Below are 26,590 nucleotides of genomic sequence, written 5' to 3' on the forward strand. Positions count from 1 at the left end.
CTAGGGGTGTTCGGGAATCTCGAGCTGCCCGGCCATGCGGTTCAGCTGCTGCAGGACCTCGCCGGCCGCCGCGCCGTCGCCGGCCCGGGCGGCCGCCTCCAGCTCGCGGGCGGGCGGCGTGAAGTCGTCGTAGCCCACGGTGCCGGCCGCGCCGGCCAGCCAGTGCGCCAGGCGCTCGACCTCGGCCAGGTCGCCCTGCGCCGCCGCGGTGCGGGCGTGCCCGAGCTGCTCGGCCAGGCGCGCGGCGAAGCGGCCCACGATCGGCGCGAATTTCGCGTTGTCGGCAAAGCGCGAGCGGATCCGCCCGGACGGGGGTTGCAGGTCGATGTCCAGGTCCAACGCCGGTGCCGCCTGCGCCGCCGCCGCGGGCACCGGCGCGTCCTCGGGGACACCGCCCAGCAGCAGCGCCACCTGCCGCACCAGGGCGTCGATGTCGATCGGCTTGGCCAGGTAGGCGGTGCAGCCGGCCTGCAGCACTTCCTCTTCCGAGCCCTTCATCGCATTGGCGGTCAGGGCCACGATCGGCAGGCCGGCGCCGCGGCGGCGCAGCTCGCGCGTGGCCGCGAAGCCGTCCATCACCGGCATCTGCATGTCCATCAGCACCAGGTCGAAGCTGGCGGCGGCCAGGCGGTCGAGCGCCTCCTGGCCGTTTTGCGCCTCCTCCACCCACAGGCCCTGCTCGGCCAGCACCAGGGCCACCAGTTCGCGGTTCTCGGCGCCGTCGTCCACCACCAGCACCCGCGCGGGCGGGATGCGCCAGCGGCGCCGGCCCGCCACCGGCGCGGGCGCCGCGCTGGCCAGTTGGAAGGCGTCGAGCAGCCGCACGCCCTGCAGGTCGCCGGTGGCGAAACTGAAGACCATGCTCGTGCCCTGCCCCGGCCGGCTGGTGCCGGTGAGGTCGCCGCCCAGCGCACGCGCCAGCCGGCGGCTGATCGCCAGCCCCAGGCCGGTGCCGCCGAAGCGGCGCGTGATCGACGCGTCCGCCTGGGTGAAGGGGTCGAACATGGCCTCGATCTTCCCGGGGTCGATGCCGATGCCGGTGTCGTTCACCGCCACCGTGTAGCGCTCGCCGTGGCGGGCCAGCACCACCTCGACCTGCCCGGCCGCCGTGAACTTGATCGCGTTGCTCAGCAGGTTGAGCACCACCTGCCGGATGCGCGCGGGGTCCGACTGCACGCTCTCGGGCACCGGCGTCTCCAGCCGCAGCGACAGGCCTATGCCCTTCTCGCGGGCCTTGAGCCCCAGCTCCTCGACCGCGCCCTGCACCACCTGGTGCGGGGCGCAGGCGATCGTCTCCACCGCCAGCTGGCCGGCCTCGACCTTGGAGAGGTCGAGGATGTCGTTGATCAGGCCCAGCAGGTGGCGGCCGCTGCGGTGGATGGTGTCCAGGTAGCGCGACGACTCGCCCTCGTTGCGGCCGAAGCCGCGCCGCAGCAGCTCGGTGAAGCCGAGGATGGCGTTCATCGGGGTGCGGATCTCGTGGCTCATGTTGGCCAGGAACTCGCTCTTGGCGCGGTTGGCCGCCTCGGCCTCGTCGCGGGCCTCGCGCAGCTGCTCCTGGCTGCGTTCCAGCTGCGTGATGTCCTTCAGGCTGACCAGCACGCCCGAGGCGCGGCCGCCCTGCGCCAGCACCGGCGAGCAGTTGACGACGAAGCTGCGGACCACGCCCTCCACGTCGCGCAGCTTCATCGAGACGTCGTGCTCCACGCTGCCGCTGGCCAGCGCGGCCGCCCAGGGGTGGTGGTCGGGCTGCAGCGGACGGCCGGCGGCATCCAGCCACGCGATCTCCCCCACCGGGCGGCCCATCAGCTGCTCGTGCGCGCGGCCGAGCAGGCGGGTGAGCGCCTCGTTGGCCAGCACCACGTTCTGCTGCTGGTCGATCACCACCAGGCCTTCGGCCAGCGAGTCGAACGCCGAGCGCACGCGCGAGGGGATGGCGCGCGAAGGGTCCAGGTGGCGCAGCACCCGATGCAGGTAGACGTGGAAGGACAGCAGGCACAGGCCGCCCGCGAAGGCCAGCAGCAGCACCAGCGGCATCTGCAGGATGCCGGCGATGCCCGGCGCGCCCAGCGGCGCGAAGCGCATCTCGAGCTGGCCCCAGGGCTGGTTGCCGGCGAAGAGCGCCACCTGGATCTGCGATTCGTTGGCGCGGCCGCTTTCCACCGGGACCCAGTGGCGCGCGTGCTCGCCGGTCGTCAGCAGCAGCCGGCCCTCTCGCGAGCGCAGGCCGATGGACTCCAGGTCGTCGTTGCGGCTCTGGATGAAGCGCAGCAGCTCCTGCACCCGGGCCGGGTCGGAACTGTTCAGGAAGGCGGCGCTGCTGGCCGCCACCGCCTCGGCCAGCGCCACGTGGCCGGCCCGCACGGCCGCGCGCCGGTCGGGCACCAGGCCGAGGAAGGACGCCGCCAGCAGGACGGTGGTGACGATGGACGCCAGGCCCAGCGCGATGTAGGTGCGGGTGTTGAGGAACTTCAAGCGAAACCTCGCAGGGGATCGGGCGGCGTGGGCGCGGCGCGGGGCAGCGCCTCGTCGTCGTCTTCGTCCTGGTCGTCGTCGGCGGACCGCGCCAGCACCGGCAGCGGGTCGAGCAGGCGCCAGGCCGGCAGCGCGGACAGGTAGCTGGCCACCAGCACGCCGCCGCGGATCAGCCAGAGGACGTAGATCAGCGAGACGCCCAGCGAGAGGCCGGCCACGGTGATGGTGGTGCTGCGGTCCAGGTCGAATTCCTCCTGCAGCTGCCGGCGCAGGCGGTTCAGTTCGTCCACGAAGGCCGCGGAGCGCAGCGCCTGCTGGAGCTGGTCGGCCGACACCCGCGTGAAGTCGCTTTCGAGGCCGGCGAAGCCCGTCACCAGGAAGTCGCCTGCGAAGTCGAGGTCGGCCAGGCCCAGCGGGCCGGGTTCGACCTGCACCAGCGGGGTCGTGCGGTCCACATCGCCCCCGCCCTGCAGCTGCGCCGGCGCGAAGCCCCGGATCGCGCCCAGCACGTTGGTGCCGGCCAGGGCGGCAGCGATGTCGCCGCCCTCGCCCGCCGCCGGCACGCGGCCCGGCGAGGCCACCGGATCGGCGGGCGCGACCGGCGACGGCGGTTGCACCACCGGCGCGAGCGACGGCGGCTCCAGCACGGCGCCGGCGTTCGGCAGCGGGCCGACGGGCGCATCCACCGCACCCGTGCCGACCCGGATGCGCAGGGCGCCCGGGACACGGTCGCTCCCGCCACCGTCGGTGCCGCCGTCGTCGCGCACCGTCCAGGCCAGCTCACTGAAGCCGTCCAGGGCCCCGGCCGCGGAGACGAACTGCATGCCGCGCAGATCGGCGAGCGTGTAGGTGCCACCGAGTCCGACCGCCGTGCGGCCATCGGCCAGCAGCACGGTGCCGGCTTCCGGTGGAGGCAGCGCGGTGATCGTCACGGCCAGCGTCTGGCTCGACTCGTCCAGGCCGCCGCCGGGGCCGTAGGCCAGCAGCCCCAGCCCCAGCGGCGTGGTGCCGCCCCCGGCCCCCGCCGCGACCTCCAGGGCCGCGCCATCCAGCCGCACCGGGGCATCGTTGACGGCCTGCACGGTGACGCCCGCGAAGGCGACGCCGGTGCTGAAGGCCGAACTGCCGCCGTTGACCCGCGTGTCCGCGCGCGTGCTGCCGGCGGTTCCGCCGCTCAGGTCCCAGGCCCGGAAGGCCAGGCCGCCCGCGTCGCCGCTCCAGTCGGCGTCGGGCACGAAACGCAGCCTCGCGGCGGCGGCCAGGAGCTCGGCGTCATGGGCCGCCACGCTGACGAAGGCCGACCAGCGGGCGCCGCCGTCGCGGCTGAACTCCCAGTGCCCGCCATTGCCCTGCGCCGCGATCACGGCGATGCCGGCGCGGCCGAGCGGGTCGGCGGCCTGGCCCGCGACCAGGTCGGCCACGCGCATGCCGGCGTTGTCCCTCGCGTCCTCGGCGAGGGACGGCAAGGCGTTGGCGCCAACCAGGGTGGGCGCCTGGTTGACGATGGTGATGGCCATGCTCTCGCCCAGCGCCACCGCGGGGCCGGGGCCGTCGTCGCGGACCGAGAAGCTGAACTGCCCGGTCCCGCTGCTGACCGACGACGAGGCCAGGAACCGCAGGCCCCGCAGGTCGGCCAGCGTGTAGTTCGAGCCCGCGGCCACCGGGGTGCGGCCATCGGCGAGCACCAACGTCCCCAGCCCGGACGGCAGGCCGGTCACGGTGACCAGGATGGCCTGCGTCGCCTCGTCCGCGCCGCCGCCCACGCCGTAGCCCAGGCCGCCCAGGCCGAGCGACACCGCGCCGCTGCCTTCGACCACGATGACCGGTGCCGGCGCCGCCGACGTGCGCACCGGGGCGTCGTTGACCGGGGTGACGGCCAGGTCGAGCGTGCTGCCGGCGCCGGTGCTGGTGGTGTAGGCCACCTGCGGCGCGGCGCCGTTCCAGTCGGCCAGCGGCGTGAAGGTGTACGCGCCGCTCGCGTGCAGGGTGAAGCTGCCGATGCCGGCCAGGGTGGCGGTGGTGCCGGCGGCGTAGGTCGTGCTGCCGATCCGGAAGCTCGCCACCTGGAGAAGGTCGTCGGCGTCGCTGTCGTTGGCGAGCACGTTGCCGGTGGCGGGGCTGTCTTCGGGAACGGCGGCGGTGTCGGCGGTGGCCACGGTGGCGTCATCCACCGCGGCGACGGTGAGGGCGAGCGTGCCCGTGGCACCGGTGCTGGTGGTGTAGCTGACCTGGGGGACCGCGCCGTTCCAGTTCGATGCCGGCGTGAACACGAAGTCGCCCGTCGCGGCCAGCGTGAACGCGCCGACCCCAGCGAGCGTCGCGGTGCTGCCCGCCGCGAACACCGTGCCGTTCACCTGGAAAGAGGCCACCGAGAGCACCGAATCCGCGTCCGTGTCGTTGGCCAGCACGTTGCCCGTGGCCGGGGTGTCCTCGTTCACGATCCCGGTGTCGGCCGCCACCACCGTGGGGTCCTCGACCGCCGTCACCGCGATGTCGAGCGTGCTGCTGGCGCCGGTCGTGGTGGTGTAGGTGACCTGGGGGAGCGTCCCGTTCCAGTGCGCCACCGGCGTGAAGCTGAAGTCGCCGTTCAGGCTGAGCGTGAAGCTGCCGACCCCGGCCAGGCTGGCCGTGGCGCCGGCGGCGTAGGTGGTGCCTGCGACCACGAAACTGGCCACCTGCAGTGGGGAGTCGACGTCGCTGTCGTTGGTGAGCACGTTGCCCGTGGCGGGGGCGTCCTCGGCCGTGGATACCGCGTCGGCAGCCACGACGGTCGCATCGTCGACCGCGTTGACCGTGACGGTCAGCGTGCTGGTCGCACCCGTTGACGTGGTGTACGTGAGCTGGGGAACGGTCCCGTTCCAGTCACCCGCGGGCGTGAAGGTGTAGCTGCCATCGGCCTGCAAGCTCAGGCTGCCCAGGCCGGCCAGGGTGGCCGTGGCCCCAGCGGCATACGCGGTGCCGCCGACGCTGAACCCCGTCACCTGCAGGACATTGTCGAAGTCGCTGTCATTGCCCAGCACGTTGCCAGTGGCGATCGTGTCCTCGTCCACGGTCAGGGTGTCCGCGGCGGTCACGGTGGCGTCGTCGACCGCCGTGACGGTGACGGCCAGCGTGCTCGTGGCACCGGTGCTGGTGGTGTAGCTGACGATGGGCAGGCTGCCGTTCCAGTGGGTCGCGGGCATGAACACGTAGTCGCCATTCACGCCCAGCGTGAAGCTGCCGACGCCGACGATCGTCGCGGTGCTGCCGGCCGCATGCACGGTTCCGTTCAATTCGAACGACGCCACGGAGAGCGCCGAGTCCGCGTCCGTGTCGTTGGCCAGGACGTTGCCGGTGGCCGGGGTGTCCTCGTTCACGAGCACCGTGTCGGCAGCCGCCGACGTGGGGTCCTCGACCGCCGTCACCGCGATGTCGAGCGTGCTGCTGGCGCCGGTGGTGGTGGTGTAGGTGACCTGGGGCAGCGTGCCGTTCCAGTGGGCCACCGGCGTGAAGCTGAAGTCGCCGCTGACGCCGAGCGTGAAGCTGCCGATGCCCGCGAGTGTCGCCGTGCCGCCCGCCGCGTAGACCGTGCCGTTCACCTGGAACGAGGCCACCGTCAGCACGGAGTCGACGTCCGTGTCGTTGGCCAGTACGTTGCCCACCGCCACCGTGTCCTCGTCGACGACCAGGGTGTCGGCCACCACGACGCTTGCGTCCTCGACGGAAGTGACCGAGATGTCGAGGGTGCTGCTGATGCCGGTGCTGGTCGTGTAGCTGACCTGGGGGACCGTGCCGTTCCAGTGGCCGATCGGGGTGAAGCTGAAGGCGCCATCCAATCCCAGCGTGAAGCTTCCGACCCCGGCCAGGCTCGCCGTCGCGCCAGCGGCATAGGTGGTGCCTGCGATGGTGAAGCTGGCCACCTGGAGGGCGCCATCGGCATCGCTGTCGTTGGTGAGTACGTTGCCAGTGGCGAGGCTGTCCTCGGTGACCGTCACCGCATCGGCCGTCACGAGGGTGGCGTCATCCACCGGATCGACAGTGAGGGTCAGCGTGCTGCTGGCGCCGGTGGTCGTGGTGTACGTGACCTGCGGGACGGCGCCGTTCCAGTGGGCCGCGGGCGTGAAGACGTAATCGCCGTTGGCGCCCAGCGTGAAGCTGCCGACGCCGGCGAGCGCGACCGTGGTCCCGGCGGCATGAGTCGTTCCGCCGATGCTGAAGGTCGCCACTTGCAGAGGCGTATCGACGTCCGTGTCGTTGGCCAGCACGTTGCCGGTGGCGACCGTGTCCTCGTCCACGGCCGGTGCCTCGGGCGCGAGGACGCTGGCGTCGTCGACGGCGGTCACCGCGACACTCAACGTGCTGCTGGCGCCGGTCGTCGTCGTGTAGGTGATCGGCGCGAGCGTCCCGTTCCAGTCCGCCAGCGGCGTGAAGGTGTAGCTGCCGTCGGCACGCACCGTGAGGCCGCCGATCCCGGCGAGATTCGCCGTCGTCCCCGCCGCGTAGGCAGTGCCGCCGATGCTGAACCCCACCACCTGGAGCGCATCGTCCACATCGCTGTCGTTGGCCAGCACGTTGCCGGTGGCGACGTCGTCCTCGTCCACGGTCAGGGTGTCCGGGGCGACCCCGGTGGCGTCGTCCACCGGGGCGATGGTGAGGGCCAACGTGCTCGTTGAACCGGTGCTGGTGGCGTAGCTGACGACCGGCAGGCTGCCGTTCCAGTCCGCCACCGGCGTGAACACGTAATCCCCGGTGGCGGCGAGCGAGAACGAGCCGATGCCCGCCAGCGCCACCGTGCTGCCCGCGGCATACACGGTTCCGTTCAACTCGAATGAAGCAACCGACAGCGCCGAGTCCACGTCCGAGTCGTTGGCCAGCACGTTGCCCGTGGCCGACGTGTCCTCGTTCACGACCAGCGTGTCGGCCGCCAGGACGGTTCCGTCGTCGACGGCCGTCATCGAGACATCCAGCGTGCTGCTGGCGCCGGTGGTGGTCGTGTAGCTGACCTGGGGAAGCGTTCCGTTCCAGTGAGCGACCGGCGTGAAGCTGAAGTCACCGTTCAGGCTGAGCGTGAAGCTGCCGATGCCGGCCAGGCTGGCCGTGGCGCCGGCGGCATGGGTGGTGCCTCCGAGGGTGAAGCTGGCGACCTGCAGCGGGGAGTCGACGTCGCTGTCGTTGGCGAGCACGTTGCCCGGGGCGACGGTGTCTTCGTCGACGACCAGCGTGTCAGCCGCTGCGACCGTCACGTCGTCGACGGGGGTGACCGAGATGTCGAGGGTGCTGCTGACGCCCGTGCTGGTCGTGTAGCTGACCTGCGGGACCGCACCGTTCCAATGGGGGATCGGCGCAAGGCTGAAGGCGCCGTCCGATCCCAGGGTGAAGCTGCCGACCCCGGCCAGGTTCGCCGTGGCGCCGGCGGCGTAGGTCGTGCCTCCGATGGTGAAGGCGACCACCTGGAGCGCGCCGTCGGCGTCGCTGTCGTTGGCGAGGACATTGCCGGTCGCGGCGGTGTCCTCGGACGTAGAGAACGTGTCGGCGGTGACGACGGTCGCATCGTCGACCGCGTCGACCGTCAAAGTCAGCGTGCTGCTGGCGCCTGTGTTCGTGATGTAGGTGACTTGGGGGACCGCGCCATTCCAATGCGCGATGGGCGTGAACACGTAATCGCCGTTGGCGCCCAGGGTGAAGCTGCCGATGCCGGCGATCGCCACCGTGGAGCCGGCTGCATGGCCCGTCCCGCCGATGCTGAAGCTCGCCACTTGCAGCGGCGTGTCGACGTCGGTGTCGTTGGCCAGCACGTTGCCCGACGCGACCGTGTCCTCGTCCACGGCCGGTGCCTCGGGCGCGAGCACGCTCGCGTCGTCGATCGGCGCCACCGTGACGGTCAACGTGCCGGTCGCGCCGGTGGAAGTGGCGTACGTGAGCTGCGGAACGGTTCCGCTCCAGTCGCCCACCGGCGTGAAGGTGTAGCTGCCATCGGCCCGCAGGGTCAGGCTGCCGACCCCCGTCAGGTTGGCCGTCGCTCCGGCGGCGTAGGCAGTGCCGCCGACGCTGAACCCCGTGACCTGCAGCAGGTCGTCCGCATCGCTGTCGTTGGCGAGCACGTTGCCGGTGGCGACGGTGTCCTCGTTGGCGATGAGCGTGTCGGCCGCGGCGACCGTGGCGTCGTCGATGGCCGCCAGGGCGATGTCGAGCGTGCTGCTGGCGCCGGTGGTGGTCGTGTAGCTGACTTGCGCAAGCACTCCGTTCCAGTGGGCCACCGGCGTGAAAGTGAAGTCGCCGTTCACCCCCAGCGTGAAGCTGCCGATGCCTGCGAGCGCCGCGGTGCTGCCGGCGGCGTACGTGCTGCCGCTCACCTGGAAAGAGGCCACGCCCGGCGCCGAGTCGACGTCCGTGTCGTTGGCCAGGACGTTGCCGGTGGCCACCGTGTCTTCATCGACGACCAGGGTGTCGGCCGTCGCCACCGTGGCGTCATCGACCGCAGCCACCGAAATGGCCAGCGTGCTGGTTGCGCCCGTGCTGGTCGTGTAGCTGACCTGCGGGACGCTGCCGCTCCAGTCCGCCAGCGGCGTGAAGGTGAAACCGCCATCCGCGCCCAGGGTGAAGCTGCCCACGCCCGCGATCGTGGCCGTGGCGCCGGCCGCGTACGTGGTGCCGCCGAGCTGGAAGCTGGCCACCTGCAGCGCGTCGTCGGCGTCGCTGTCGTTGGCCAGCACGTTGCCGGTCGCAGCGGTGTCCTCGTTGGTGGCGACCGCGTCCGCGGCGGCGACGGTCGCATCGTCGACCGCGTCGACCGTCAAAGTCAGCGTGCTGCTGGCGCCCGTGTTCGTGATGTAGGTGACTTGGGGGACCGCGCCATTCCAATGCGCGATGGGCGTGAAGACGTAATCGCCGCTGGCGCCAAGGGTGAAGCTGCCGATGCTGGCGATCGCCACCGTGGAGCCGGCCGCGTGGCTCGTCCCGCCGATGCTGAACGTCGCCACCTGCAGCGGCGTGTCGACGTCGACGTCGTTGGCCAGCACGTTCCCGGTGGCCGGCGTGTCCTCGGCCGTCGCGGCCGTTTCCGGGTTCACGAGCGTGGCGTCGTCCACCGCGCCCACGGTGAGGTCCAGCGTCCCGCCTGCGCCCGTGCTCGTGGTGTAGTCGACCTGGGGCGCCGACCCGTTCCAGTTCGCCGCCGGCGTGAAGGTGTAGTCGCCATTGGCCGCCAGCGTGAAGCTGCCGACGCTGGCCAGCGTCGCGGTCGCGCCGGCGGCGTACGAGGTCCCGCCGATGCTGAAGCCCGCCACCTGCAGCAGGTCATCGGCATCGGAATCGTTGGCCAGCACGTTGCCCGTGGCGGCGTTGTCCTCCGCGCTGCCACCGGTGTCGGCCGCCACCACCGTCGCATCGTCGACGGAGGCCACGGTCACGGTGACGGTGCCCGTGGTGGTGCCCCCCTGCCCGTCGACCAGCGTGTAGGTGAAGCTGGCCGTGCCATGGAAGTTGGCCGTCGGCGTGAAGACGATGCTGCCGCCGGACAGCGCGACGGAGCCGCCGCTGACCGCGCTGACGCCCGTGATCGACAGGACGCCGCCGTCGCTGTCCGAATCGTTGGCCAGCAGCACGCCCGGCAGCAGGGTCAGCGCCTGGTCCTCGCTGGTCGCGACCGCGTCGGCGCCGGCCACCGGCGCATCGTTCACCGCGGACAACTGGACGCTGACCGTGGCGGTCGTCGTGCCGCCCTCGCCGTCCTCCACGGTGTAGCTGAACGTGGCCGTGCCGTTGAAGCCGGCGTCCGGCGTGAACACGATGCTGCCGCCGTCGAGCACGACCGTGCCGCCGGTCCCGGCAGTCACGCCGGTGAGGGCCAGCGTCTCGCCGTCGAACGCCCGGTCGTTGGCCAGCAGCACGGCGGGCGTGATCGTCAGCGGCTGGTCCTCGGTGGCCGCCAGCGTGTCGTCCACGGCCACCGGTGCGTCATCCACCGCGGCCAGGTTGATCGTCACGATGCCGGTGGACTGGCCGCCGTTGCCGTCCGAAACGGTGTAGCTGAAGCGGGCCGTGCCATTGAAGTGCGCGTCCGGTGTGAAGCTGATCGTGCCGCCCGAGAGCGTGACGCTGCCGCCGGCGATGGCCGTCACGCCGGTGATCGCGAGGCCCTGGCCCTCCGCGTCGCTGTCGTTCGAAAGCAGGTCGGCCGCCGCCACCGCCAAGGGCGTGTCCTCGGCGCCGGCCAGCATGTCGTCCATGGCCACCGGCGCATCGTTCACCGCGGCCACGGTCACCGTCACCTGCGCCGTGGCGGTGCCGCCGTTGCCGTCCGAAACGGTGTAGCTGAAGCTTGCGGTGCCGCTGAAGTCCACGTCGGGCGTGAACACCACGTTGCCGCCGACGATGTTGACCTGCCCGCCGACGCCGTCGGCGACGGACAAAATCTGCAGGACGTCGCCCTCGACGTCGCTGTCGTTGGCCAGCAGCGCGCCGGGCGTGAACACGAGCGGCGCGTCCTCGCTCGTCGCGGCCGTCTCGCCGACCACCACGGGGGCGTCGTTCACTGGCGCGACGACGAGGGTCACGCCGGCGCTGGATAAGCCGCCCCGCCCGTCCGACACCGTGTAGGTGAAGCCCGCCGTGCCGGCGTGCTCCGGGTCGGGCGTGAAGACGATGGTGGTGCCCGACAGGGACACCACGCCGCCGTAGGCATTGGCGACGCCGGTGATCGCCAGCGTGTCGTTCTCCGTGTCGTCGTCGTTGGCCAGCAGCGTGGCCGTGTCGATGGCGAGCGGCGTGTCTTCCGTGGCCGCCAGCACGTCGGCATGCCCCAGCGGGGCATCGTTCACCGGCGCCAGGCTCACCAGCACCGTGCCCGTGGACGTGCCGCCCTGGCCGTCGCTCACCGTGTAGTGGAAGCTGGCCGTGCCGTCGAAGTCGGCGTCGGGCGTGAACACGATGTTCGCGCCGGAGAACGCCACCGTGCCGCCGGTGCCGTTGGCGAGGCCCACGATGCCCAGGGTGTCGAGGTCCAGGTCGCCGTCGTTGCCCAGCAGCATCGCCGGCGTGATCACCACCAGCTGGTCTTCGGTGCCGGTGACCGTGTCGTCCTGCGCCACCGGCGCGTCGTTGGCTGGCGCCACCACCACCGTGACGGTGCCGGTGGCCGTGCCGCCGTTGCCGTCGGACACGGTGTAGCGGAAGCTGGCCGACCCGTTGAAGTCGGCGTCGGGGGTGAAGACGATGCTGCCGCCGACGATCTGCACCGCCCCGCCCGCCAGCGCCGTGACGCCGGTGATCGACAGGGTGTCGCCCTCGGCGTCGGTGTCGTTCCCCAGCAGCGCGGCCGGCGTGAAGGTGAGCGGCGCGTCCTCGCCCGTCGTGAAGGTGTCGGCAGTCGGCACCGGTGCGTCGTTCACCGGCGCCAGGTTCACGGTCACGACGCCGGTCGCGGTGCCGCCCTTGCCGTCGGACACCGTGTAGCTGAAGGTGGCGGGACCGTTGTGGTTCACCGCCGGGGTGAAGACGATGGTGGTGCCCGACAGCGACAGCGTGCCACCCGAGCCGTTGGCCACGCCGGTGACGGCCAGGGCATCGCCGTCCAGGTCGCCGTCGTTGGCGACCAGCTGGGAGGCATCCAGGCTCAGCGGCTGGTCTTCGGTGCCCGCGAAGGCGTCGGCCGCCGCCGCGGGCGCGTCGTTCACCGCCGCCAGCACCACGGTGACCGTGCCCGTCGTGGTGCCACCGCGGCCGTCGGACACGGTGTAGTCGAAGCTGGCCGGGCCGGTGGCGTGCGCCGTGGGCGTGAAGACGACGTTGCCGCCGACGAGGGCGACGGTGCCGCCGCTGCGGCTGGCGACGCCCGTGATCGTCAGCGCATCGCCCTCGGCGTCGCTGTCGTTGCCCAGGAGCGCCGCCGGCGCGAGGACGAGGACCTGGTCCTCGGTGCCCGCGACGGTGTCGGCGCCGATCTCCGGCGCGTCGTTCACCGGCGCCACGTTGACCGTGACCGTTCCCAGGACGGAGCCGCCGCGCCCGTCGCTCACCGTGTAGTTGAAGCGGGCGGCGCCGTTGAAGTCGGCGTCGGGCGTGAAGGTGATGGTGCCGCCCGAGAGGCTGACCGTGCCGCCCAGGATCGCGGAGACGCCGGTGATGGACAGCGTGTCGAACAGGTCCGGGTCCGAGTCGTTCGCCAGCAGCGTGGCGGCGGCGATGGTGCGCGGCGTGTCCTCGGTGGCCGCGACGGTGTCGGCTCCCGCGGTGGGCGCCTGGTTCAGCAGGACCACGTTGACGTGCACCGTCGCGGTCGCGAAGCCGCCGCGGCCGTCGCTCACGGTGTAGTCGAAGCTGGCCGGCCCCGTGTAGAGGACGTCGGCCAGGAAGAGCACCGTGTTGCCGAGCAGGGTCACCGTGGCGTGGGAGGCGGCGCTGACCGAGGTGACGGTGAGGGTATCGCCCTCCAGGTCGAAATCGTTGGCCAGCAGGGCGGCCGTGTCGATGGCCAGCGTGAGCGGGCCGGCGGTGAGGCTGTCGTCGTTGGCCACTGGCGCGTCGTTGGCGGGCGCCACCGTGACGTTCACCGTGCCGGTGGTCTGGGCGCCGCTGGGGTCGCGGACGGTGTAGCTGAAGGTCGCCGTGCCGTTGAAGTCGGCGTCGGGCGTGAACACGATGTTGCCGCCCGAGAGTGCCACGCTCCCGCCGGTTCCGCTGGTGACGCCGGTGAGCGTCAGCGCATCGCCGTCGATGTCGGTGTCGTTGGCCAGCAGCGTGCCGGGGGCGATCACCAGGGGCTGGTCCTCGGTGGCGTTGACGGCATCGGTGTTGGTCACCGGCGGGTCGTTGACGGGGTTGACCGTGATCTGCACGGTCTGCACCAGCGTGTCGGTCGCGCCGCCGCCGTCGTCCCGGACGTGGAAGCCGAAACTGGCCGTGCCGACCGCGTTGCCCGCGGTGACGAAGCGCATGCCGCGCAGTTCCTGCAGCGTGTAGCTGCCCAGGGCCACGTCGGTGCCGTCGGCCAGCGTGATCCGGCCGAAGCCCACCGGCGGCAGCGCGGTCAGCGTGAAGGCCAGGCCCTGCCCCGCCTCGTCGGCGCCGCCGCCGGGGCCGTAGCTCACCGCGCCCAGGCCCAGCGAGCTGCTGCCGCTGTCCTCGGCGACGGCCAGGTCGGTGACGACGCCCCCCACCGGCGCGTCGTTCACCGGCACGACGGTGACGCTGGCGGTGGCGGTCGCCGTGCTGAAGGCGGTGCTGCCCCCGGCGATGCGCGAATCGCCCAGGCCGCCCGCGCTGCCCGAGGTGCCGTCCCAGGCCGCGAACCCCAGGGTGGCCGTGCCGTTCCAGTCCGTGGCGGGCACGAAGCGCACGCGGGTCAGCGCGTCGGCCAGCAGCAGCCGCGCGCTGCCGGCGGACGGGCTGCCGAAGGCGGTCCAGATGGTGCCGCCGTCCGTGGTGTACTGCCAGCTGCCCTGGCTGTTGCCCACGGCGCCCACGGCGATGCCGCGCGTGCCGGTGGGATCGCTCACCTGCCCCGCGACCAGGTCGGCCACCAGCGTGCCGGGGCCCGCGGTGTCCTCCAGGACGGGCGCCAGCGGGTTGGCGCCGGCGAGCACCGGGGCCCGGTTGGTGACCGTGAGCCTGAGCGTGTGGCTCGACCGGTCGGTGCCGCCGTTGTCGGTGCCGCCGCTGTCCTGCACGTCGTAACCCACGGTTGCCACGCCCGGCGTGGCGCCGGGGCCGGAGCGAAAGACCATGCCCTGGAATTGCGCCAGCGTGTAGGCGGTGCCCAGGCTCACCGGCGTAACGCCGTCGGCCAGCAGGATCTCGACCCGGCTCGGGAGGGTGGTGAATCGGAACGTGAGCGTCTGGCCGGCTTCGTCGGTGGCGGTGGCCGGGCCGGGCGCGAAGCTGCCGGCCACCAGCATCGTCACGGGGGCGGCGCCCTCCTCGACCGTTCCTCCTGCGGTGTTGCTGGCCACCGGCGCGTCGTTGCGCGACACCACCGTGACCACCGAGGTCGCGGTGGCGGCGCTGTACGCGAAGGGCCCGCCGTTGTACGAGACGTCCGCCAGCGTGCCGGGCGTGCCCACGGTGAGGTCCCAGGCCCGGAAGGTGATGCCGGCCGTCCCGAGCGTGCTGTTCCAGTCCGTGCCCGGCAGGAAGCGCACCCGCGTGAGCGAGTCGGCCGCCAGCTGCAGGGCGCCGGTGTTGCCCAGGCCCGCCAGCGTGGTCCAGGTGGTGCCGCCGTCCAGCGTGTACTGCCAGGTGCCGCTGCCGGTGGTGCCGATGACGGCGATGCCGCCCTGGCTGCCGCTGGTGTCGAAGACCTGCCCCGCGATGATGTCGGCCACCAGCACGCCGGCCCGCTGCGCGGAGGTCGCCCAGGGCGGCGGGTTGCCGGACGGGACGTTGGAGGTCCAGTCGAAGTCCTCGTAGACGGTCAGCGGCGAGTTGGCGCCATTGAGCACCGGCGCGCGGTTGACGACCACGTTCACCGAGAACGTCGCCGTGTCGGCGCCGCCGCTGGCCACGCCGCCGCTGTCCCGGGCCGCGAAGGAGAACGCCTGCGTGCCCAGCGAGCCGATGCCGTACGACGCGAACTGCATGCCCTGGATCTGCGCCAGCGTGTAGCTGCCGCCCAGCACCACCGGCGTGGTGCCGTCGGCCAGGTAGGTCGTGCCCAGGCTGGACGGCAGCGCCGTGATGGTGTAGCCGAGGATGGACTGCCCGGCCTCGTCGGTGCCGCCGCCCGCGCCCACGGTGACGCCGGCCAGCCCGAGCGAGGTCGTCGGCGTGCCGTCCAGGAGGATCAGCGGGCCGAGCGGCACGCCGGGCGCATCGGTGCGCACCGGCGCGTCGTTCACCGCACCCACGACCACGCTGGCGCTGGCGGTCGCCGCGCTGAAGGCCGTGGTGCCGCCATTGAGGGTCGTGTCCGCCGTGCCGCCGCCCGTGCCCGTGCTGCGGTCCCAGGCGCGGAAGGTGAAGGCGGGCGCCGTGCCGTTCCAGTTGGCCGACGGGTTGAAGCGCACCCGCCACTGCCCCCCCGTCTCCAGCAGGACGGCGCTGCTGGACGTGGCAGCGGCCAGGGATGTCCAGCTGATGCCACCGTTGCTGGTGTACTGCCAGGTGCCGGCGCTGCCACCCGCCGCGGCGGTGACCGCGATGCCGAAAGAGTTGCCCGGGTCCACGATCCTGCCCAGGACCAGGTCGGCGACCCGGATGCCGTTGCCGGGCGCGTCCTCGGCGACGGCGGGGATGGCATTGGCGCCGCTCAGCACCGGGGCCACGTTGCGCACCCGCACGGTGATGGACTCCAGCAGGCTGTCGACGCCGCCGTTGGCCGTGCCGCCGTCGTCCTGGACCACCCAGCTGAAGGTGCCGGCGGCGTTCTGCACGCCGGCGGCGGCCAGGAAGCGCATGCCCTGGATCTGCGCGAGCGTGTAGCTGGTGCCGGCGGTGACCACGGTGATGCCGTCCGCCAGGAAGACGGTGCCCACGCCCGCACCCGGCACGCTCGCCACCGAGTAGCCCAGGGCCTGGTCGGTGTACTCGTCCAGCGCGTAGCCGGTGATGTACTGCATGGCGCCCAGGCCGAGCGACGCGAGGGCCGCGCCTTCGTTCACCGTCACGTCGACCGGCGCGGCGACGAAGGTGCCGGTGCCGACGTTGTAGCGGACCGGAACGTCGTTGACCGGCGTGATGGTGAGGTCCACCGTCACGCTGGTGCTGCTGAACGCGGTCGTGCCCCCGGAGGCGCTCGTGGAGGCGGTGGCGCCGGGGACGCCGCTGCTGCCGTCCCAGGCGCGGAAGGTGAAGCCGGGGATGGGGCCGTTGACGTTGCCGCCGGGGGTGCCGAGGAAGCGCACGCGCGCGTCGGGCCCGAGCAGACGGGAGTTGTTGGTGTTCGCGTTCAGCGAGAGCCAGGTGGCTCCGTCGTCCAGGCTGAATTGCCAGGTCCCGCCGATGCTGCCGTTGGGCGTGGCGGTCACCGCGATTCCCAGCTGCGAGCCGGCGTCGTCGTCGGTGACGTGCCCCGCCACGAGGTCGGCCACGCGCGTGCCGTTCCCCGCGATGTCCTCGAGCTGCGCTGGCAGGCTGACCGGACCGGCCAGCACCGGCGCGCTGTTGGGAAAGCCGGCGAAGACCGCCACCAGCCCGTCGCCCCCGCTGCCGATGGCGGGCTTGTAGCCATCGGCCGTGGCCAGCCCGTTGACGGTGGTGGAGCCCACCAGGTAGATGCGGTTGCCCGTGCCCCAGGCGACGCCGCCCATGGCCAGGCCGGTGCCGTAGTAGGTGCCGTAGGCCAGGTCGCTGCTGCCGCCGGCCTTGGGCTTGAGCACGATCAGGAAACCGGTGGCGCCGCTCGTGTTGGTGCGGCTGGCCGCATCGGGGGTGGTCGGGAAGTTCGAGGTGTCGGTGGTGCCCACGATGGCCACGTAGCCGCCCGAGACGGCCACGCCGGTGGGGCTGTCGGTGAGCGTGGCCGACGTGGCGCCGCCGGCATTGAGGGAGCCGCCGATGAAGCTGGAGTACTCCAGCGACGCCGCCCCCGTGAGCGCCGTGTCGTAGATGCGCAGGAAGCCGGTCTCATGCGTGTAGGCGGTGGTGGCGAAGGCGCCCGGCGTGGTGGGAAAGCCCTGGCTGGGGTCCTTGGTGCGGCCGATGACGTAGGCGCGGCCGCTGTCGTCGGCGGCGACGCCGGTGACCGTGTCCGCCTTGGTCCACCCGATGTAGGTCGAATAGGCGACCGCACCGGTCGCGTCGTACTTGACCAGGAAGCCGTCGTTCGTGCCGGGACGCGTGGTCTGCGCCCCGCCCGTGATGGCGAGGTCGCTGGAGAGCGTATTGCCTGCCACGTAGACGTTGCCCGCGGCATCCACGGCGACGCCGGCGGCGCCGTCGTCGCCGCTGCCGCCGAACTGCAGCTTGGCCAGCGCCGTGCCGGTGGCGCTGTACTTGTTGAGGAAGGCGTTGTCCGAGCTGCCCGAGACCGTGCCGGCGACGTGGAGGGTGCCGTCGGCGCCGACCGCCACGCCGGCGCCGATGTCGGTGTTGCCGCTGCCGCCGAAGTAGGTGCTGAAGACCAGGCCGTTGCCCGCGGCGTTGAGCTTCACCACGAAGGCGTCCTGCGTGCCATTGCGCGTGGCCTGGTCGCTGGCCGCCGTCACGCCGACGAAATCGGTGGACCGGGTCCAGCCGGTGACGATGGCGTTGCCGCCGGCGTCCACCGCGATGGCGGTGCCGGTCTCCTGGTTGCTGCCGCCGATGCGGGTGGCGTAGATGAGGCTGGTGAGGTCGGCGTTGAACCTGGCGACGTAGGCCTCGTTGCCGTCGGCGCCGCCGCCCACGCGGCTGCCGAAGCTGCCGGTCGTCGACGTGGTGTGCCCCGTCACGTAGACCGACCCGTCGGCCCCCACGGCGACGCCCAGCGCCGTCTCGCCGCCGCCTTCGCCGAAGTAGCTGGCGTGCGTGAGCACCGGGTCGACCACCAGCGCCCGGCTCGTGTCGTAGGCCCCGACCACGATGCGGACCGTGCCGTCCGGCTGCAGCACGTAGCGGCTCTCGACGCTCTCCCGGCCCTGCGCACCCTCCTGGTAGCTGATGGGCGCCTGGAAGCGGATCTCCCGGTCGGTGCCGGCGACCTTCAGCACCAGGTCGCCGCCGGGGTCCAGCCGAACGTCGCCCACGCCATGGAAGCGCAACTGCAGCAGCGAGGCGTCGGCGCCCGGCGCCAGCAGGAAGTCGTATTCCAGCTGGTCCTGGTTGCCGTAGTAGCGGATGTCGATGCCGTCCCAGACGCCCTGGTAGCGCACGCTGCCGTAGTTGGCGATGTCGGTGATCCACCGCGACGCGTCCTGGCCCACCAGGTGGTTGCTGCGCGTGGCCAGCAGGTTCTCGCCGACGGCCGTGCCGTCCCGTGCGCCCACGAGTTCGAGCCGCACCGGCTGCTCGGCGCCGTCCAGCAGCAGTTCGGCCTGGCCGCCGCCGCCCAGGCGCACGGCGTAGCCGATGCCCGAGGCGGCGAAGTCCACGCCCTCCCCCAGCTGGCCGGCGTCGGCCTCGAACTGCAGCGGCGTCAGCGCGTAGGCCGAGCGGACCTCGGTGTCGGTGGGCGTGGCCGCGGCCGTGGCGGTGTACTCCAGGCCCTCGCCCAGCGTGCGGTTGTCGGGGGCTTCGGTGCCGGTGGTGGCCGCCAGCAGCGCGCCCGCGTCGGCCGAGTACAGCAGGCGCGGCTCCAGCCACTCGGCATGCGGAGCACTCCGGCGGGGCCGTGGGGGTGTCCTGCTTCCCAGCCAGCCGCGGATCATGGCGCGCTCAGAGTCCCTGTCGTGCCCGCAGGCCGGGGGTCAACGGCGCAATCGGTGGTGGAGAGCCGGCGCCGGACACGGGTCGCGCGGTCGCGGCCACGTCGTTGCCGGGCAGGTCGGCCTTGCAGCGCAGCCCGGCCGGCAGGCTGTTGTTCGGGTTCGGCAGCGACAGCCGGGCCCGGAAGGTGTTGCTGGCGCCTTCGATCACGCCGTCCACCAGGCTCACGGTGGCCAGGCGCGCCGGCGCGCCGGGGAATTCGGGCGTGATGCGCAGCGTGACGCCCTTGCGCACCACCGGATAGAGCGAGGCCGGCAGCACCACCTCGACTCGCAGCGGGTTGACCACGGCGATGCGGAACATGGGCTTTTCCTCGACCCGCTCGCCCACCGACATGTAGCGGTCGGCCACCACGCCGTCGGCCGGGCTGCGGATGGTGCGCAGGCCCAGCTGCGCGCGGGCCAGCTCGTGCTCGCGGCCGTAGATCTCGCGCTGCTCGCGCGCCTGGATCAACCGGTTCTCGGCAACCAGCGCTTCGGCGCGGGCCTGCTCCAGCGCCTGCGCGCTGATGAATTCCTTGCCCGCGAGGTCGGCGGCACGGGCCAGCTTCTGGCGCGCCAGTTCAGCGTTGGCCTCGGCCGCCTTCAGCTCGCCCAGGCCCTGCGCGCGCCCCTCGGCCACGCTCACCGACATGCGTTCGACGTCGGCGCGCAGCGTGGCGAGCGGCTGGCCCGCGTGGACGCGGTCGCCGCGCTCGACGTGGACCTGTTCGATCACGCCGACCACCGGGCTGCCCAGCTCCGAGACGCTGGCCGGCTCGATCAGGCAGCCCAGGGCCTGCGCAGGCGCCGCGTGGGCGGCGGCGCAGCCCAGGGACAGGCCCGCGGACAGCAATGCAAGGCGCAGGCTTTTCATCCCAATCCCCAACGACTGAAGTTCAGATCGCGCTCCTCGTTTTCCGCCACTCGGGAAAGTCTTACACGTTGTTGCGTTCTCGTACAGACCTCGGTCACTTGCGCCGCCCAAAGGCTGGCGGCAACGAATGAACGGGGGAAGCCGAGCCGCTTGATCAGGGTTTGCCACCACGGGGGCAGCCAGCGCTGGAGCAGCGGAAAGTCCTGCGCCACCATCACCTGGCAGCTGCCCGGCTGGCCCTGGCGGCCGGTACGACCGAGGAACTGGCGGTCGATGCGTTGCGAAGCATTGAGCTGGCACAGGATCACGTGCAGGCCCCCCGCGGCCAGCACCTGCGGCGCCACCGTGATGTGGGCGCCCCGCCCCGCCATGCTGGTGGCCACCGTCAGGCGGCCCGGTTGCCCTGCGGCACCGATCACTTCGGCCTCGTCGCGCTCCTGGCGCGCGTTGAGCACCACCGGGGCCAGCCCGCGTGCGCGCAGGACGTCGGCCAGCGCTTCCGACTGCTGCACGCTTTCGGTCCCGACGAGGACGGCGCGGCCTTCGGCGCAGAGGTCCGCCGCGCGCGCGGCCACCGCCTGCCAGAGCGTGGCGCTGTCGGCGAACAGCCGCGTGGGCTCGTGCCGCACCTGGCGCGGCGTGCGCGGATGCACGCGCACCGTGCCCAGGCCGTACACCGCCCGCAGCTCCGCGCCCGACCCGCGCAGCGTGCCGCTGATCCCGGCCAGCCGCAGGTAGCGGATGAAGAATCGCTGGAACGTGACTTGCGTCAGGGTGGCGTTGCGACGGGTCAACGGCACGCCTTCCTTCAGTTCGACCAGCTGGTGCAGCCCCCGGCTCCACGCGCGGCCGGGCGCCGTGCGGCCGGTGGTCTCGTCGACCAGCTGCACCTCGCCTTCGCGCACCACGTAGTCGCGGTCGCGCGCCAGCCGGGCGACCGCGGTGACGGCCATCTCCAGCGTGGCGGCGCGGTGCTGCGGATGGCCGAGCAGCGGATGCGGATCGGCGGGCCAGTCCTGCAGCTGCGCCAGGCCCGCATCGGTCAGCCGCACCGCGCCGGACTCCAGCGTGTAGTGGCGTCCCTGGACCAGGCGGCGGGCGATGGCCAGCGCCCGGCGAAAAAAGGCCTGTTCCGCGAGCGAAGGCGCGGCTTGCGACAGCACCAGCGGCACGCGCGCCTCGTCGATCAGGAGGGTGTCGGCCTCGTCGAGGATGGCCAGGCACAGCCCGCGCAGCACCGGCGCCTGGCGCACCGCGCCTTCGCGCAATCGGCGCTCCAGCGGCGAGAGGTCATTGGGCTGCAGCAGGCTGTCGCGCAGGTAGTCGAAGGCCAGCTCCTTGGCCGTGCAGTAGGTGACGTCGCAGGCGTACGCGGCACGACGCCCGGCCATCTCCAGGGATTGCGCGATCGAGGACACGGACAGGCCGAGCCGGTCGTAGAACACGCGCAGCTCGTCGGCGTCGCGCTGCGCGAGGTAGTCGTTGGCGGTGACCACGTGCACCGGCGTGCCGGCCAGGGCCGCCGTGGCGGCGGCCAGGGCGATCGCGACGGTCTTGCCCTCGCCGGTGTCCATCTCCACCAGCCGCTGGTCGAGCAGCGCACGGGCGGCCATGAGCTGCTGCCAGTAGGCCCGCACGCCCAGCGCCTGCTCCATCGCCGCGCCGGCCACCCGCAGCGCCTGCTGCAGCCAGGCCTCGTCGCGCCGCGCCTGCGGCACCTGGCGCAGCGCCTGCAGCGCGGGCGCCAGCGCTATCGGGGCCTGCAGTTGCGCGTGCAGTGCGCGCGCCGCATCGGCCAGGGCGCGCGGCCGCAGTTGTGCGCGTCGGCGTGACTCCTCGACCGGCAGGCGCCTCTGGGGGTACGGCCCCCAGACCAGCCCGGGGAATGGCCAGGAGACCGCAGCGCTCATGCCTGGCCGGTGGGACTGAACTGCTTGATCAGCAGCCGCTGCAGGCGCGAGAACCACTGCAGGCCCAGCGGCTGCGGCGGCAGCACCAGCTTGACCCAGGCCCGGCCGCCAAAGGCCGTAGCCTGCAGGGCCGGCACCTGCGCATCGAGCAGGAACACGGGCACCAGGGTCCGATGGCCGTTGGGGTCGGCGGGGTCGAGCGGGATCGGCCCACCGAAGCGGTCGCCCAGGGCCTGCGCTGGCAGCTCCAGGCTCGCGCCGGGGGCCGCATCGGACAGGCGGGCCTCGTAGACCCTGGCCGCGTCCTCCGCCAGCCGGACCTCGACCGCGCGGACGCGGCCGCGCGTGCGCAGGTAGTCGTCTTCCAGGAGCGCGATGCGCACGTGCGCGGGGCCGCCGGCCAGCACGTGGCCCAGCATGGCGCCACGCCGCACGAAGCTGCCGGGCAGGTCCTGCGGGCGCGCCCACACCACTTCGCCGCCTACGCGGGCTCGCACCTCCAGGAGCGCCAACTGCTCCTCGGCCCGGGCGAGTTCGGCGGCGTTGCGGTCCAGGTCTTCGGCGAGCGACGCGGCCCGCACCGGCTGCCTGAGCAGCGCCCGGTACTGCTGCGCGAGCAGGCCGGTGCGCTCGGACGAGACCCGCTGGTGCCCGGCGACCAGCACCGGGTCTTGCAGCATCACCAGCGCCTGGCCGGCTTCGGCCTGGGCGCCTTGCGGCAGCTCCAGCCGCTCCACAAAGCCGGCGGCGCCGGCGCGCAGCAGCGCCTGCTCGGGCGGCCAGACGACGGCCCGGGCGACCACGGACTGCGGCGCCGGGATCACCAGCAGGAGCAGCACCGCGGCGCCCGCGACCAGGCCGGCGGCGCGCAAGGAGCGCCGTTGCAGCGCGGGGTCGCCCCCGGCCGCGCCGCCGAGCGCCCAGCGCCACACTTTGCGTGCGCCCCACGCCAGCAAAGCCAGGCCTGCGAGCCACCCGAGCAGCCACGACTGGCTGCCGATCCAGAACACCAGCGTCAGCAGGAGCACGACGCGGTACACCGTGGCGGCGGGCGCGTAGGCGGCCAGCCACTTGGTTTCGCCTCGCGCGAGCAAGGGCGCGGGGCCGGCCGCCGGTGCGCCTATCCACTGGCGCCAGCGGCGCGCCCACCAGGCGTTGCTGCGCAGGGCCAGGTTGGGCAGCTGCAGCGCGTCGCACAGCGCGTAGTAGCCGTCGAACCGCATCAGCGGATTGGCGTTGAACAGCACGGTGGAGATCGAGCAGGTCAGCATCACCACCATGGCGATGTCGCGCACGAGGCCGGGGCTCACCAGCAGCCAGGCCCACAGCGCCAGGCAGGCCAGCGCCACTTCCACCAGGATGCCGGCGCCGCTCACGACCAGGCGTTGCCGCGGCCTCGGGAAGGCGTTGGCGGCGCTGGCGTCCACGTAGGGCGCGGGCGTGAGGAACATCAGCGAGATGCCGATCTCGCTCACCTGGCCGCCGTGGCGCCGCACCGCCAGGCCGTGGGCCAGCTCGTGCAGCAGCTTGAGCACCGGGTAGCAGAGCCAGGCGACCAGGTAGCTGGAAGGCGTGGCGAACAGGCGGTTGGCATGGGCCTTCAGTTCGCCGAAATGAACGCCGGCGGCCAGCAACGCCAGCAGCACCGCGGCGGCCCAGGCCACGAAGGCCGCGGGGCGGAACAGCCACCGGCCCAGGGGCGCGAGCCGGTCCAGCAGCGCGGTGGGATTGCCCAGCGGCATGCGCACCATCAGCGGATTGAGCATCCCCCGCCGGCGCTTGCGGGCGTCCTCGTCGCGGCGCGCGAACAGCAGCGACAGGTGCGGCGCGGCGTCGAAGCGCAGCATGCCGCCACGGAACAGTTGCGCGAGCAGGCGCAGCACCTCGTCCTGCGTGGGAGCATCCTCGCGCAGCTGCACCAGCTGCCGCTGCCACAGCTGGTCCACCGCTGCCTGCCCGTCGAAGCGGGCGACCAGCGCGTAGGCAGCGGGGTTGAGCCGCAGCTGCTTGCCCGAGGCCGGCTCCACCAGCACGTGCCAGACCTGGTCGCGCACCTGCTGGCGCACGATGCGCAGCCCGGGCACCAGGCTGGGCCGCAGCCCCGCGACGCGATGCCACGAGGCGCTGACCAGCGGTTCGTTCACCAGGGGGTCACCTTCCACCAGGCCAGGCGCAGCCAGTCGACGGCGCGGTGGGCCAGCAGCCAGGCGATCGGGCGCCAGCCGGCTTCGACCTTGCCGATGCCGCTCAGGCCCGGGCGCAACTGCGGCAGTGCCTCGTCCAGCGTGGCCTCGACCTCGAAGTAGTTGCGGCCCTCGGCCGTGGCCGCCACCGGAACGACGCGCCGGGTGACGAAGCGCAGCGTGCGGTCCGGCTGCGCCGTGAGCGCGAGCTGCCCCGGCTGGCCGACGCGTACGGCGCCGATGTCGGACTCGTCCACCTCCAGGATCAGGCGGAAGCTGTCGTTGGGGGCCAGCACCATCAGAACGTCCCCGCGCTGCACCGGCGCACCGAGGTTCTGGGTGAGGTCGCCCTTGATGACGATGCCGTCGAAAGGCGCTTCGATGCGCGCCCGCTGCAGCTGCGTTTCCACCATCGACAGCATCGCCTGCGCCTCGGCGGCCTTGGCCTGGTAGGTGACCATCTGGGCGCGATCGGCGCCGGCCTGCGCGGCGCGCAAGCCGCCCTCGTGCTGGCGCACCTCGCTCTCGCGGCGACGCCGCTCCAGCTCCAGGTCCTGCGCGGCGAGTTCGGCCAGCACCTGGCCGGCCCGCACGCGGTCACCGGGGCGCACGTTGGCCTGCTGGAGGAATCCGTCGGTGGCGGCGACGACGGCGCGCTGCACCGAGCCTTCGAGCCGGGCGGGCGCGCTCACCCGCCAGGGGATGGGCACGGCCAGCGCGAGCAGGACGAATGTGATCGCACCGCCGATGGCCAGCGGGCGGCGCTGGGGGTGGGCCAGGCGCGTTCGTGCGTGCTGCAGGAGGCGGACGTGCCACGGCAACCCCAGCTGCCGCTTCAGTTCGAAGACCGGGCCGGCCAGCCGCGAAAGGTCGTGCAGCGCGTCCACTTCCATGGACGCGAAGGGGGCCGAGGCGCGTTCCAGCGTCAGCGCGCCGATGACGCGGGTCCCGTCCACGAGGGGTACCGTGCAGGCGGTGCCGGCGTGGGCAAGCTGGCGGTGGGCGAGCGTGATCAGGTCTTGGCCCGGCGCCGCGGGCCAGGCGACCGGCTGGTGCTGGTCCAAGGCCTCCTGCATGGCGTCGAGCAAGGCTGCGGTGGCCGGCTGGCCGGGCTGGAGTTCGGCGGGATGCGAACTGCCCGCCAGCCGCAGGACACCCACCTCGAGCACGCCCACCGAGGCGCGGCTGCAGTTCAGCAGTTCGCACAGCTCGGCACCGAAGCCGGCTGCGGCTTCCGAAAGGGTGGCGCGCGAGAGAGCCGCGGCGAGCGGGCGCAGGAGCTGGGCCTCGGTTGCGGATCGGCCCGAAAACTGCGGAGGTGGGCTGGAGAGGTCCATTTGTGACAGTGCGCAACAAATTCTCTCCCGCACCGATGGGCTCACGCAAGGAAAAATGACCAAAGACGGTTTTGGGGGGCTGGGAGCGTTGGCTGACGGAGACTTGACTGTTGCTCGCGTCATTGGATGAGGCCTCTGCCCTGCCCGCCCATGGTCGCCGTTGGAAAAAGGCTGGGTGCTTCCCCCCACGGTCGGGGCAACTGCCCCATGCGTCGACCTCAGTGCTTCGTCGCCATCTCCGGGATCCGTGACGCCTGCCGCAATTGCGCGGCGATGTTGCTCAGCTTCACGTGCAGGTCACCGGCCGCTTCCTGGGTGAGGACGAGGCGAGCGACGACGTGGCGCCGGCCTTTGGCCTCCTTCCCCGGCGTCAGTTCATCGACGCGTGAGCAGGTCAGCTCGAGGCGCAGGGTGCGGCCGTCGTAAGTGAGAAGCCCCAGGGAGTCCGCGAAGGTCTCGCGCACCTCCGGGTGGTCTTCCTTCGGGTAGTGCTGGTGGGGGTAGCTCATTTGTGCGGAACCCTCGTCGGGGGGAACGCTGCGGTCTGGGGGAAGACTGCGGCATGGGGAAGTCTGCGCAGCATTTCCCATGCCGGTTGTCCTTGAATCGCCCCAATGAAAAAGGCCTGCTTTCGCAGGCCCTTTGTCGCCGCCAAGGGCGGCCCCTTCATTTTGCGGCGCAGCTCACTGCAGCGCCTTCATTGCGGCGCAACTCACTGCGGCGCCTTCATTGCGGCGCAGCTCACTACGGCCTTCACTTTGCGGCGAAGTCTTCCAGCTTTTTTCCGCTGGCCAGGGCGTCCATCACCCACTTTGGCCGCCGCCCGCGGCCGCCGGACCAGGTTTCACCATTCGGTCCCCGGTATTTGATCGTCGCAACCGGAGTGCTGGCAGCGCGGCTGCGCGGCCCGCGTTGACCCGTGGCGCCAGACGCCAGGCCGAGATCCTTCGCGGTCAGGTCATAGGCCTGGATCTTGGCCTTGATGTCGGCAATGGTGTCGTCCACTTCCTTGCGGCGAAGGTCTTCGGCCTGCGCAAGCAATTTCTCGGCTTGCGCTTTCAGTTCGAGGTAAGTGGTCATGGATGCAGCCCCGTAGTCCAATGGAGGTCGGATGGTACCGAAATTGGACGGTAATTGGTATTACCTCGGAGGATGATTTCGCTTTCGGTGTTCCGAAACAGGGATGCTCCGGAGCCGCTCCGCCCCATTACGCCCCATTCGACCTCGAGAAGCGCGGAGGCCATGATTCTTGAGCTTCATGCATCCCACAAAGCTGGCCGGCGCCGACGAACACGAGGGCTCCGAACAATCTCGGGCCCGCGCAAGGAATCGTTTGCCCAAAGCAAAAGGCCCAGCATTTCTGCTGGGCCTTTTGGGGCTGTAAGAGCCTGACGATGTCCTACTTTCACACGGGAATCCGCACTATCATCGGCGCAGAGGCGTTTCACTGTCCTGTTCGGGATGGGAAGGAGTGGGACCACCTCGCTATGGTCATCAGGCATAACTTTTTGCC

8 protein-coding genes and 1 rRNA gene are annotated in these 26,590 nt (G+C 72.1%); all 9 read right to left on the reverse strand.

Features of this window, described 5'->3' with window-relative positions; translation table 11 throughout:
• Positions 1-2,475, reverse strand: a complete 2,475-nt coding sequence (locus ASG30_RS13600; protein WP_055897432.1) for an ATP-binding protein — start codon at positions 2,473-2,475, stop codon at positions 1-3.
• Positions 2,472-18,734 carry an Ig-like domain-containing protein gene (locus tag ASG30_RS13605; RefSeq protein WP_055897436.1) on the reverse strand — a complete coding sequence of 5,421 codons (16,263 nt, stop codon included), beginning with the start codon at positions 18,732-18,734 and terminating at the stop codon, positions 2,472-2,474. Before ASG30_RS13605 ends, ASG30_RS13600 begins: the two co-directional genes overlap by 4 nt.
• Positions 18,735-18,741: 7 nt before the next feature.
• The gene (locus ASG30_RS13610) at positions 18,742-19,647 is read right to left on the reverse strand and encodes an efflux RND transporter periplasmic adaptor subunit (protein WP_055897439.1); all 906 of its coding nucleotides are present in this window, start codon (positions 19,645-19,647) and stop codon (positions 18,742-18,744) included.
• Positions 19,644-21,557, reverse strand: a complete 1,914-nt coding sequence (locus ASG30_RS13615; protein WP_055897442.1) for a preprotein translocase subunit SecA — start codon at positions 21,555-21,557, stop codon at positions 19,644-19,646. Before ASG30_RS13615 ends, ASG30_RS13610 begins: the two co-directional genes overlap by 4 nt.
• Complete coding sequence (locus ASG30_RS13620; protein ID WP_055897445.1) at positions 21,554-23,701, reverse strand: hypothetical protein; 2,148 nt, start codon at positions 23,699-23,701, stop codon at positions 21,554-21,556. The genes ASG30_RS13615 and ASG30_RS13620 overlap by 4 nt, the downstream gene beginning before the upstream one ends.
• Positions 23,698-25,077, reverse strand: a complete 1,380-nt coding sequence (locus ASG30_RS13625; protein WP_055897448.1) for an HlyD family efflux transporter periplasmic adaptor subunit — start codon at positions 25,075-25,077, stop codon at positions 23,698-23,700. Before ASG30_RS13625 ends, ASG30_RS13620 begins: the two co-directional genes overlap by 4 nt.
• Positions 25,078-25,295: 218 nt before the next feature.
• Positions 25,296-25,586 carry a hypothetical protein gene (locus ASG30_RS13630; RefSeq protein ID WP_055897451.1) on the reverse strand — a complete coding sequence of 97 codons (291 nt, stop codon included), beginning with the start codon at positions 25,584-25,586 and terminating at the stop codon, positions 25,296-25,298.
• A gap of 244 nt (positions 25,587-25,830) precedes the next feature.
• Positions 25,831-26,157 (reverse strand): H-NS histone family protein, encoded by a 327-nt coding sequence (locus tag ASG30_RS13635; RefSeq protein WP_055897454.1) that lies wholly within the window; start codon positions 26,155-26,157, stop codon positions 25,831-25,833.
• 306 nt (positions 26,158-26,463) lie between these two features.
• Positions 26,464-26,576 (reverse strand): 5S ribosomal RNA (gene rrf, locus ASG30_RS13640).
• Positions 26,577-26,590: the final 14 nt, after the last annotated feature.

Source organism: Ramlibacter sp. Leaf400, from assembly GCF_001424545.1.
GTDB lineage: Bacteria > Pseudomonadota > Gammaproteobacteria > Burkholderiales > Burkholderiaceae_C > Ramlibacter.

What these genes read in the sequence shown, in the direction of transcription:
- ASG30_RS13605 (WP_055897436.1), bottom strand. Translation starts at nt 18,734, where the DNA reads ATGATCCGCGGCTGGCTGGGAAGCAGGACACCCCCACGGCCCCGCCGG.
- ASG30_RS13610 (WP_055897439.1), bottom strand. Translation starts at nt 19,647, where the DNA reads ATGAAAAGCCTGCGCCTTGCATTGCTGTCCGCGGGCCTGTCCCTGGGC.
- ASG30_RS13615 (WP_055897442.1), bottom strand. Translation starts at nt 21,557, where the DNA reads ATGAGCGCTGCGGTCTCCTGGCCATTCCCCGGGCTGGTCTGGGGGCCG.
- ASG30_RS13625 (WP_055897448.1), bottom strand. Translation starts at nt 25,077, where the DNA reads ATGGACCTCTCCAGCCCACCTCCGCAGTTTTCGGGCCGATCCGCAACC.
- ASG30_RS13630 (WP_055897451.1), bottom strand. Translation starts at nt 25,586, where the DNA reads ATGAGCTACCCCCACCAGCACTACCCGAAGGAAGACCACCCGGAGGTG.
- ASG30_RS13635 (WP_055897454.1), bottom strand. Translation starts at nt 26,157, where the DNA reads ATGACCACTTACCTCGAACTGAAAGCGCAAGCCGAGAAATTGCTTGCG.